The 10,691-nt window shown below is 43.5% G+C and carries 9 protein-coding genes and 1 pseudogene; 2 read left to right on the top strand and 8 right to left on the bottom strand.

All coding sequences use genetic code 11. The features are described 5' to 3' along the window. The first annotated feature begins 369 nt into the window (after positions 1-369). Positions 370-1,389, top strand: a complete 1,020-nt coding sequence (locus tag K9J17_16230) for a hypothetical protein (GenBank protein ID MCF8278276.1) — start codon at positions 370-372, stop codon at positions 1,387-1,389. Between the two features lie 421 nt (positions 1,390-1,810). Further along, positions 1,811-2,497, top strand: coding sequence for a hypothetical protein (locus K9J17_16225; GenBank protein MCF8278275.1), 687 nt, complete (start codon positions 1,811-1,813; stop codon positions 2,495-2,497). An 85-nt stretch (positions 2,498-2,582) separates the two neighbouring features. On the opposite strand, the gene K9J17_16220 is transcribed toward K9J17_16225, so the two are convergent. The 8 genes and pseudogenes from K9J17_16220 to tcmP all read right to left on the bottom strand — a co-directional run bounded on the left by K9J17_16220 (position 2,583) and on the right by tcmP (position 10,685). Next, a complete protein-coding gene (locus tag K9J17_16220; GenBank protein ID MCF8278274.1) occupies positions 2,583-3,023 on the bottom strand; it encodes a GNAT family N-acetyltransferase in 441 nt (146 codons plus the stop codon). After that, positions 3,020-3,423: pseudogene (locus K9J17_16215) on the bottom strand (GNAT family N-acetyltransferase). The gene K9J17_16220 and the pseudogene K9J17_16215 overlap by 4 nt, the downstream one beginning before the upstream one ends. A 54-nt stretch (positions 3,424-3,477) precedes the next feature. Continuing rightward, positions 3,478-4,248, bottom strand: a complete 771-nt coding sequence (locus tag K9J17_16210) for an alpha/beta hydrolase (protein MCF8278273.1) — start codon at positions 4,246-4,248, stop codon at positions 3,478-3,480. A gap of 105 nt (positions 4,249-4,353) precedes the next feature. Beyond that, positions 4,354-5,829 (bottom strand): type I restriction-modification system subunit M, encoded by a 1,476-nt coding sequence (locus K9J17_16205; GenBank protein MCF8278272.1) that lies wholly within the window; start codon positions 5,827-5,829, stop codon positions 4,354-4,356. Continuing rightward, complete coding sequence (locus tag K9J17_16200; GenBank protein MCF8278271.1) at positions 5,826-7,352, bottom strand: restriction endonuclease subunit S; 1,527 nt, start codon at positions 7,350-7,352, stop codon at positions 5,826-5,828. Before K9J17_16200 ends, K9J17_16205 begins: the two co-directional genes overlap by 4 nt. Then, the gene (locus K9J17_16195; GenBank protein ID MCF8278270.1) at positions 7,349-8,764 is read right to left on the bottom strand and encodes a putative DNA binding domain-containing protein; all 1,416 of its coding nucleotides are present in this window, start codon (positions 8,762-8,764) and stop codon (positions 7,349-7,351) included. The genes K9J17_16200 and K9J17_16195 overlap by 4 nt, the downstream gene beginning before the upstream one ends. Positions 8,765-8,799: 35 nt before the next feature. After that, positions 8,800-9,546 (bottom strand): phage Gp37/Gp68 family protein, encoded by a 747-nt coding sequence (locus K9J17_16190; protein MCF8278269.1) that lies wholly within the window; start codon positions 9,544-9,546, stop codon positions 8,800-8,802. A gap of 5 nt (positions 9,547-9,551) precedes the next feature. Beyond that, the gene (tcmP, locus tag K9J17_16185; protein MCF8278268.1) at positions 9,552-10,685 is read right to left on the bottom strand and encodes a three-Cys-motif partner protein TcmP; all 1,134 of its coding nucleotides are present in this window, start codon (positions 10,683-10,685) and stop codon (positions 9,552-9,554) included. Between the last annotated feature and the right edge of the window lie 6 nt (positions 10,686-10,691).

The raw sequence follows: 10,691 nt of genomic DNA, 5'->3' as shown, positions 1-10,691 counted from the left end.
AAAGAAATACAAGAAACCCGAAGTCAAAAAAGTAAGCATCGACAACGAGATCAGCATGGTGATGATGTCCTTCGGCCCGAGTGGCGACCCTGAAGCATCGGTCATCAAAAAGTTGAACCCGCTGAGGTGGTGGAGGTAGTATAGCATCCTCAAGATGAATTGAAAGACCGTCAACTCCTGATCGTCACAGAAAGTGAGCAGTACGCTTTTCTACTTTGGCGCTTTGACTTGAAACAATAGTTATATCAGTTAGTGGATTTTGGTTTACTTGTCCGCGGCTGTCCTGTTGGTGAGTTTGTGCTGAGAAAAGTTGAAATAAAGCAGCTAAAACGCTATTTTTTGTAGCTGTAAGATGTCATCTTAATTAGAATGAAAAAAATAGCACTTATGACAGCTATGCTCGTTTGGAGCAGCTTTAGTTTCAGCCAGTCCGGGACTATCATTCAAAGAAAAGCGATTTTATTTTCACTTGAGGAACAGAGTGACACGATTGATTTTATCGTTGTTGATACTGTTTTAACCCAAAAGAAACCCATTTTCTTATGGTGTCAAGGTTCTCTGCCGATACCCTTATTTTTTGAAATTGAAAATTATGGATATTATTTTTCTGGTGGAGGTGTTTCAAACTTCAACTATGGCAAAATTTCGGAAGATTTCCATTTGGTAATTATTTCAATGCCCAAAACACCTGTTTTGGCGAAAAAGGAACATTTAGATAATAGATACCAGTACGTATCAAGTCAGGAAAAGCCGAATGAGTTTCTGAATGAATATATGGAAGCAGACTATTTGGAGAATTATGTCAGACGAGCAAACTTTGTTTTGAGTTTTTTGAAAAAGCAGGATTGGGTAACGAGCGAAAAACTGGTCGTAGCAGGCCATTCTCAAGGCACCAAAATTGCAACGAAAATTGCAGTGCAAAATAAAGATGTTACTCATCTGGGTCTTTTTGCGGCAAACCCTTTTGGTAGAATAGACCAATACATACGTGAAGCAAGATTGGATGCGCACTTAGGAAAAATAACTTGGGAAGAGGCAGATTCTTTAATGAATGACAATTATGAGTTTTATAAGCAAGTCAATAATACCGACTCGTTAGAAAACAACCCAAGTTTACTATCATGGAAAACATTTTCTGAGACTTTCTATGATGATTGGTTGACATTGGATATCCCAATTTATTTGGCTTACGGAACAGAAGATAGAACTTCAGGTCTATGCGACATTGTACCTCTATTTTTTATTGAAAAAGGCAAGGACAACTTAACGCTGAGAAGACACCTCGGTTTAGAGCATAATTTTTTTGAACTGTTTGATGATGGAAGAACCAACCACGAAAAAGGGCATTGGGAAGAAGTAATGGGGGAGTTTAGGAAATGGATAAAATAAGAAGGTTAAACACTCTGAACTAAATCATAGTACATATCTGGATGCAAGCTTCATATGAAAATCGGTAAATCCATCTGAAGGTTCAGGAAATAAGAGCATTGTTTCGGTCTATCCAAAACCGACAGACGGGAATGTCACGATCAAACTAGATGATACCTTTGAGCAGCTTTCGTTGCAAGTAATTGATGCCCTTGGTCGTGTTGTTCTCTCTCAAGCGTTTTTCTCGGTTAACCGGATTGAAATGCATACGAATATGGCAGCTGTATGCTAATTTCTCCAATTGCAGGCAGCTGATGAAACGCTTGTCAGGATGAAGTTGATAAAGCGGTAATGAGGTGACATTTACCTATTCTTACTACAAAGAACTGAAAAACCACCTTGCAAAGCATTTGTTGAACGAAACACACGAACTAAAATGACGATGAACCGACTGTTTGCATTGCTTGGAGTATGCTTGAACTTGATTGGGATGCAATCATGCACAAAAGAAAGTGACCCACCTCAAACCACGGAATTCAACTTTACTGCACCCGATACTGTGGTTTTTGAGCATAGTGACACGAAAACACTTGAAGTCTCTGTGATGTCTGCTACTGCAATGGATTTTGTAGCAAATCTATCGTGCGATAATTCTTCATTTCAGTATGGTGGAGAAATTGTGATTGCTTCCAATCAGAGTGGAACATTTAATATCCAATTCAACCAATTCGGTGTCGCGCCAGCAAGTTATGATTGCAACTTAACCGTGTCGGTTGCAAACGAGAATAACCTACCACAATCGAAAAGCATTCAACTTAGATATGCGCCTAACTGCGCATACGATTTCAAAGACCATCAGAATGGTCAGATTACCTATCAGATAAACGGAAACCTACAAAATCGCTCAATCGACTGTAGCTACAATAACGAAGGACAGTTGGTGGTAGATGGACTTACAACCTATCAAGTGGTTCTGAATCTGAATTGTAGCGCTGGAACCGTGACCATGGATCCCATTACGAACATTGGGTCTTACATGACTGCCGATGGAACCATTCAAGGGTCAGTCATTCATCTGAACTTTTATAGCGATGGAGCACTGCACGCTGTAGGTAAAATCAGCATTTGAAATTCCTTGGTTCATAAGAACGAATAGGTCCCAGAATGAAGCAGTTATGTCTTCATTCTTATACCCTCTTCACCACTTTGTATTGTCATTGTTTCCTGCAATTGTATTCACAGTGATCAATAATTTGCCTTTCGTCCTTAGGGAAGATAAACGCGGAGTTTTGCTTTTTCCAACCTAATTTTTGATAAAACGCTTCCTTATCGGGGGCAGCAGTGAGCGTAACGAAATCATATCCCAGTAACCTGCTTTGCAATTCATTTACAATTGTCCTGCCAATTCCCTGAAATTGATAATCTGGGTGAACCACGATATCTACAAGTAACGCGTAGTATTTTCCGTCATCGACCGTTCGGCCAAATCCAATAATTTGATTCCCCTTCTTTACGAAACAAGTGACCGAACTTTTCCTGAATGAGTTTTCAACCTCATATTGAGATCTCATTCCCCAATTGACCAATTGAAAAAGTTCTGAAACGCTATCCCATCGGATCAAGGTCAGATCTGGGTTTACTTCAACGTTAATCATTTGAGGTGATTCTCATCCGTCAATAAAAAGCACTCATGGTGTTTGGTCATTCCGATATGAGGATAATAATTAACTGCTTTTGGTGCCGCCAATAGAATGATCGTTGCTGTGGGCGTTTCTTTTTGGTCAATCGTATCAACTCTTTACCGTCACCTTGTTTTTGATATTCATAATCTACCGCAAGGTCAGAAAGGTAAGTACTGTAAGCAAAATCAGTAACAGACCTTGCAACGCCAACTAATCTGTGCGCATGTCTTGCGGTAATAATAAGGTCGGCATTTTCAACCATTGCCTTGATTCTCTCAAAGTCATCTACAGGCTTTCTTTCTCCGAGTGTCGACTTTACGAGCAGTTCTTTAAACTCATTCGGTGAAATATTATTTTCGATTTGATACTTTATCAGATCTTCAAATTGTCGGTGGCTTTCACGTTGGTGCGGTGGTAGGGTATTAGTTCAGTGGGCTTCTAAAAATGATAGTACTAGTTTTTGTATTTGTCTTCTCTCATTTGCGTTTGCATGGTCATCCATGTGATCATGTATGGTGCTTTCCAATTTCACTAGTGTTATTCGGAATTGTTGCATTTCTTCTGCTGTAGGAAGCACTCCAGAATCTGCTGGTTGGTCGGATGACCGAATGGAGAATACTCGTAAACCTTCCATTCTGGGCAATGGCATTCTTCGATTGTCTAGGGTAATGATCGTTTCCACGATACCGGGGTATTTCTGTGGAAACAATGCCGTCATATCTGCTCCGTTCGAATGGCCCATAAGGACAATATTATCGTGGCCTTCAAACTTGTTTTTGAGATGATTAATCACGAACAGTATGTTTTCTACACCACGATCCCAAAATGGCCGTCTAACTTCCTGAGGATTCCCCTGCAAAGGCATCAGACTATCAGTCTGTAATTCGTGCTGAACACTTACTACCAAGTAGCCTTTCGAGGCTAAAAACTCCGTCAGGTAGGTATAAGCCAGATAATCTCCACCTAGATTTCTACCGTAGCCATGGCTGAAAACAATAACCTTATGGTCGTTTGTTTTGACCGATTCATTTGGATGATAAATTGCTACAGGAATTTTTCGATTTCGCTGTTGATCAAACAGCACTACCGTGTCCCCTGTGATTTCAGGTTCACCCTCTCGTAATACGGCAATCTTTTTTGACCCACAACTCGAGATCATAAGAGAAGCTATTGCCAGCGGTAGGAGTACTCTTATCATCTAAAAGGCAACTTATGTCGCTGCGTGCAAATGTCCATTTTTAGCCTTGCACAAAACGATATAAGGCTATGAAAATAGGGCTTTAACTCCTGCGTCTTTTCCGTCTCACTCCCCAACAATCCCAGCAACCTCTCTAAAGCTCTCCAAACCAGCTTCGATGTTCTCAATGATCTCGTTGGCCAATACATCTGGGTCTGGAAGGTTATCAAGGTCAGCCAAGCTCTTATCCTTTAGCCAGAAGATGTCAAGGTTGGTCTTATCGCGGGCGATGATGTCGGAATAAGAGAACTTGCGCCAACGGCCTTCCTCATTGTCTGCGCTGTAGGTTTCCTTGCGCTTGTTGCGATTCTCAGGATTGTAAAGCGTGATGAACTCCCGAAGGTCTTCGAGCTGAAGCGGTTTCTTTTTGAGTGTATGATGCACATTCGTGCGATAATCAAACACCCAAACTTCCTTTGTCCAAGGTTCTTTGGAAGCAGGTTTATTGTCGAAGAAAAGCACATTGGCCTTTACGCCATTGGCGTAGAAAATACCCGTGGGCAAACGGAGAATAGTATGCAGTTCCGTGGTTTTGAGCAGTTCCTTGCGGACGGTTTCACCTGCTCCACCTTCAAACAGCACGTTATCTGGTAATACGACAGCGGCCTCGCCATGGGCGGTGAGCATGGTGCGGATGTGTTGCAGAAAGTTCAACTGCTTGTTGCTTGTAGTGGCCCAAAAATCCTGACGATTGTAGCTCAGGTCTTGCTTTTCCTGCTCGCCTTCTTCGTTGGTGATGGTGAGGCTGCTTTTCTTACCGAAAGGCGGATTGGCCAAGACGTAATCAAAGCGCGTTCCTTCATCTGAAATGAGGGCATCGACAGGCGAAATGAATGAGGAACCATCTATTTCGCCAATGTTGTGCAAGAACATGTTCATCAGACACATTCTGCGGGTGCTGGCTACGATCTCGTTGCCATAGAAGGTCTTGTTCTTCAGAAAAGCCTTCTCCTCTTTATCCAATCGGTTGTTGTCTACAATATGGTCGTAGGCCGCAAGGAAGAAACCACCCGTTCCACAGGCAGGGTCGGCAATGCTTTTTAAAGGTTTGGGACGCACACATTCCACCATGGCGCGGATAAGCGCACGGGGCGTGAAGTATTGCCCCGCACCACTCTTGGTGTCTTCGGCATTCTTCTCTAATAGCCCTTCATAGATCTTGCCTTTGAGGTCGGCACCCATCATGCTCCATTGCTCGCGATCGATCATATCAATGATCTTGAGCAGCTTGGCAGGGTCTTGAATCTTGTTCTGTGCCTTGGTGTATATCTGCCCCAAGGTGCCCGATGCCTGACCCAACTCACGAAGCAAGGTGGTATATTGCAACTCCAACTCGGCACCACGCTTGCCTGTGAGGCTATCCCAATTGAATTCTTTGGGCACGTTGGTTTCGCGGTTGTAAGGTGGCTTGCTGAACTCATCGGCCATTTTGAGGAAGAGCAGAAAGGTAATCTGCTCCAAGTAATCGCCATAGCCAACGCCATCGTCACGCAGTACGCCAGCAAAGTTCCAGACTTTTGATATGATGGATGATTCGGTCATTTCTTTTTGGCTTTTTCTTGTTTAACCCTCCCCAAAAGCACCCCAGCAGGCTCCCAATCCTTTTCTTTTTTGCAGGCGGCCAGTTCTACTTCTGTTAGCAGCCGACCTTCAAATGCCTTTTTAAGGATGCTCTGCCGCAATGCTTCTGCCTTTAGCAGGCTTTGGGTTATGCTTTCCTCCAGTTTATCGCACACCGATAGGCGACTTTCTATTTCTTGGACGATCTGGTGTTGTTCAATTGTGCTGCACATTGGAACAAAAAGCAGCTTCAGTTGGGTGGTATTAACTCTTGGCCTTGTAGCTCCATGCACTTGATTAACAAGCAATGAGTAGCTGATACTTGAAGCCAAATAGTACTGGAGAAACCTGTTAGAAACTAGACTCCAAGGTTTGATTTGGACGCAGTCAGCCTTGTTGATTGCGAAATCAAAGACCTCAGGAAGAATGACCACCTTAGTCTCATCGGCAATGAAAGTTGAGAAGATAATCTCACCAGGATAGACCGTGTGCTGTGAAATAGACTCATACTTCGCTTGATTAACAAACGACCTTTTAGAATCATCGAACATGAGTGATTTGATGTTCTCTAATCGAACGACTCTAATTCCTGCATCAATGTAATCCTCTCCTTTGAGGTGTGAGCCAAATGGACCATCCGAAACTTTCGAGGTTAATTCATACAAATCAGACCACAACCAAGAAGTAGGTAAGTCAAATGGTTGATCAGGTAAATCATCTGAGGATGGTTTCTTTAGCTGCTTCGGCTTACTCGGCTTCTTCCCTTTCTCACTGTTCTTCTCCCAATCCTTTACGGCTTCTTTCCAATCGACCAACTGCTTTTGGTAATGCGCTTCGCGTTCTTCCTTTATCTGTTTCAGTAATTCATCCGCAGTAGGAAGGTCGTTCTGCTTGGCCCGCCACTCCTTGGTCAACTCTCCCTCAAACGCCTGTTTGAGCACCGCTTGCCGATACACCTTCAGTTGATGCTGTGCGGTTTTGAGGTTGGCTATGCCGTTGTCCAACTCGCTAAACAACTGCTCTATCTTGGAAACTATGGCGCGCTGCTCGGGGAGGGGTGGGAGTGGAAACGGTAACGCAGAAAATGAGCTGGTTGAGATTTCTTTAAACGTAGTCCCTCCAGCATTTTTTTCAGCTAACCATTTGATTGATTTAAAATAGTGGTAAACGAATTCGCTTATAACCACTTCTCTGGGAGCTAGACTTTTAAATCCTTGGTTTGTGGTCAACTCATTATGGGCTATGGCCACATATCCGATAGGAGCCCTGCAAGAAAACAAAACAGAGCCCTTGGGTATAAGTCTTGCCGAGGATTTTGCAAGTCCAAGCTTGGATATGCTCTTTTTCCCTTTCGATATATAGGTGTTTGTATAACCCGTCAAATCGGATGGGCTAATCCAACTAAAATCATCTCCCCAGTATTCAGGTATAGCCGTTTTCGGTGTTCCACCTGCTATAACGGTTCCAACATCTTTGATTTCAACCTCAACCCAATCTTCTCTCATTGCTTCACTTTCCAATGGCCGCGTGTGCCGCCAACGCGTTCTATGGCGCCTTTTTCTTTCAATGCATCAATGTGTTTTACAAGCGCAGATAAGTTGATACCTAGTTCTTTTGCAGTGTTCCGCAGTGAGCGTTGTGGTGCTTCTGCCAACATATTCAGCACATTTCTTTGAGCCTCTGTAAGTTCGGGTGTTTGGATTGGACCACCCATTGGACCACCTAATTGACCACCCATTGTACCACCTATTGTACCACCTATTGTACCACCTATTGTACCACCTATTGCACCACCATTTGTTCGGAGCATGGTAACGGCAAAGAAACCATCGGCATGAAAGTCGGCTTCGGGCAATTCGGCTGTCTTTAGTGCCGCTTTAATACGGTTGACGCCCGTGCCCAAGCGCTCAATGAGTTTGACACGGAGAAACAGGTCGGCCAGCAGCGGATTGCGCGCCATGCTATACTTGCCAAAGTCTTTCCATTGCAGTCCCTTGGGTAATCCGCCTGGGCTCGAAATAACCACCTTGTCCGCAAAAACCTCCACCATCACGCGTGCTCCTGCCTCTAAGTAACTGCGATGCGCTACGGCATTTACCAATGCTTCGCGCAATGCCACTTCGGGCAATTCCAACTTATCTGTCCGTTGCAATCCTTTGATCTCGGCAGCCACATTCAAATGCCGTTTCATGAATGCCATGGCAGATTCAACGGACGTTATCAGATCCTGATCAAAATCCTTTCGGTCAAGAATATCCACCTTTTCCGATCCAGCAAACGACACGCAGGTGATTGTTGCCTGCGGATGTATGAAGCCGGGACGCTCGGTAAAAAAGAGAATACCCGCATTATTGAAATAGGTCTTGTTGTCAATGGACTTGACTACCCCAAGACTATGAAGAATGTGCTCACGGTTTTGAAAAGCGTTCTTAATGCCCGACATGGCCAGAAAACGATCAATCAACCGTTCGGAAACGGTGCTTCGGTAATCCACGTCCTTTCTAACTACCTCATCAAACCTGATGCGCCCTTCCGATTCCATGAAATCACGAATCTGCTCCGTGGTCATTTTCTGTGCATTCGGCCCAACACGTAGATAAAAACCTTCGGTGGTTCTGTAAGGCTTTCGATCTCCTTCTGGAACATGCACGATCAGCACATTTCCATTCAACTCAAGGTCAATTCTTACGGGTGGATCGCAACTCTGCGCAGCGGTTTGTATCTGAGAACGCAGGTCGTTATCTGCATTTATTCCCGGAATCGTACCGTCATCATTAACCCCAAGCAAAACCTTGCCGCCACTGGCATTGGCAAACGACACGATCTCTTTTTTGAAATCAGAATTCAACCTACGCTTGAACTCGGTGAAGTATCCTTCACCTTGTGCAATCAGCTGTTGTAGTTCCTCTTGGGTCATTTGGACGCTAAAGTAGACACGTGAAAATGAAAGCTTCAGAGCAGACGATTGTCTGTGCCTAAATACTCGTTGATGGCTGGCATTTCATCCCAGTGTCGTCCCTCCAATTCTCTACCGTTGGCTTTCTTATTCGTTCCTCCCCATTGCTTGAAGAAGAATGCCACGTTAGCAGATTTGCACTGGTCCTTTATATCTAACACCCATTCTTCTTTCATCGGGCGCGGTTTTCTTCCGCTTTCGCCACCTACAATGACCCAATCAATGCCTTGAAGATTCATGTTGGGCAATGCCCCAATAAGCGGTTCGCACGAGAGGAACTTGGTTCTGGCTTTGGTTTGTCTTAGAAGGTCAATCCTGTCAGTCACTTTGCTGTTTTCCACCGAAACACCCATCCAGATGTTATGACTCCAATCTAACCAGCCTTCGCTATCGTAATAGCGTAAAAGGTCTGCACGTTTAGTGAGCACCTGAAAGACGTGTTGTGGGTTCTCTTTCATCACCTTAAACACTCGCTGAATGAATTCAATAGGCACGTCTTTGTGAAACAAATCACTCATGGAATTAACGAATACGACCTTCGATTTCTTCCACGTGTAAGGCGTTTCCAGTTCCTTTTCATGAATACGCACTTTGAAGTTGTCTTTGTATTTCTCAACTCCCATGGCTTGCAATCGCTTACTCATTACTTCTGCATAGCAGAATTTGCAGCCCTGTGAGACTTTATCGCAACCCGTAGTCGGGTTCCAAGTCATCTCAGTCCATTCTATGCTTGATTGTGCCATAACGTTTAGTTTTTCTGGACGATTATTTTGGACGGGTTCTTGTCCCAATCTTGATAATTCAAATAGAAGGCCCCCTTACGTGCTGGGCGACCATCAAGTTGTTCTGACTTAACCTTACCTGATATTTGCATATCCTTAAGAATATCCGCTGCATGTTTTGGCAAATAGCCATTACGTAAGGTAAACTCATAAAGCTCCGCATTGCTCCTTTGTCTTTCCGATAAGAATGTCTCCAAAAGATCAGTCAGCCTAGAGGTATTTGCCGAGTTTTCTGCAACACTAAATAGGTTGAAACCGCCATTAAACTGCCACCCACGTCCTTCTTCCTTGTCTACTTTCCACTTCGCATCCAGCATTTTTTCAAAGCCAAGCATATTACTCGTAAAGAAGAACAGACAGAAAAACTGATTTTTTTCTCTGGAAATCACGAAGCTATCTACATAATGGTCACTTCCAAGTTTGCTACGAAATCCATCCTTTACGGCATTGATAAAGTCCATTCCAGTAGAACTGCTATCTAAAGAATCAATGTCAAGGACTTCCGACAAGAAAGATTTCAAGCTCTCTGGGGTTTCGTTTTTAGCGAATCGATACATGAACTGAGTAGGAAGGAACAGCAAAACTTCGCTTTTGCCACCTTTTAGTAAAGACTGAATATCCTTTAATCTAATCTCCTTATACCCGTAAGGGTCTATGAATGCAAATCCGCGAGACGAACGTAGGTCGGAAAATTCAAGAGCTACTTTTTCAACCAAATCTCTGTAGTCTTCAGAAGAATATTGAATGGTAACTGAATCGTGAGTACTCAATCTTTTCGTTTCGATATTGTCTCTAAGCGCGTCAACTTTTTCACTGTTCAGGTCGTTAAAAACGCAATGAAACGTAGTGTCTCCTCTTCGATTATTGACTACGCGTTCAATTGCTTGGTTAATCTCATTCAAAAAGATTACTGGACTTCCGTTTCCTCCATCTTCATAGATACCTGGACCGCTGAAGAAATCATACAATCTTATATCAGTAATGAAAGACGCGTTAGACAATATGCTTAAGTAGGCTCCCATGTAATGTTGCAGTACCTGCAACTTTACCCCAGAATGTTCCATCAGGGTTTGCTGCGATACTTTTAATTCCTTTCCCATAGTTCC

Source organism: Flavobacteriales bacterium (genome assembly GCA_021739695.1).
In the GTDB taxonomy this organism is placed as follows: domain Bacteria; phylum Bacteroidota; class Bacteroidia; order UBA10329; family UBA10329; genus UBA10329.
Note: the sequence above shows the minus strand (reverse complement) of the source record. Positions and strands in the feature narration are given on the sequence as shown.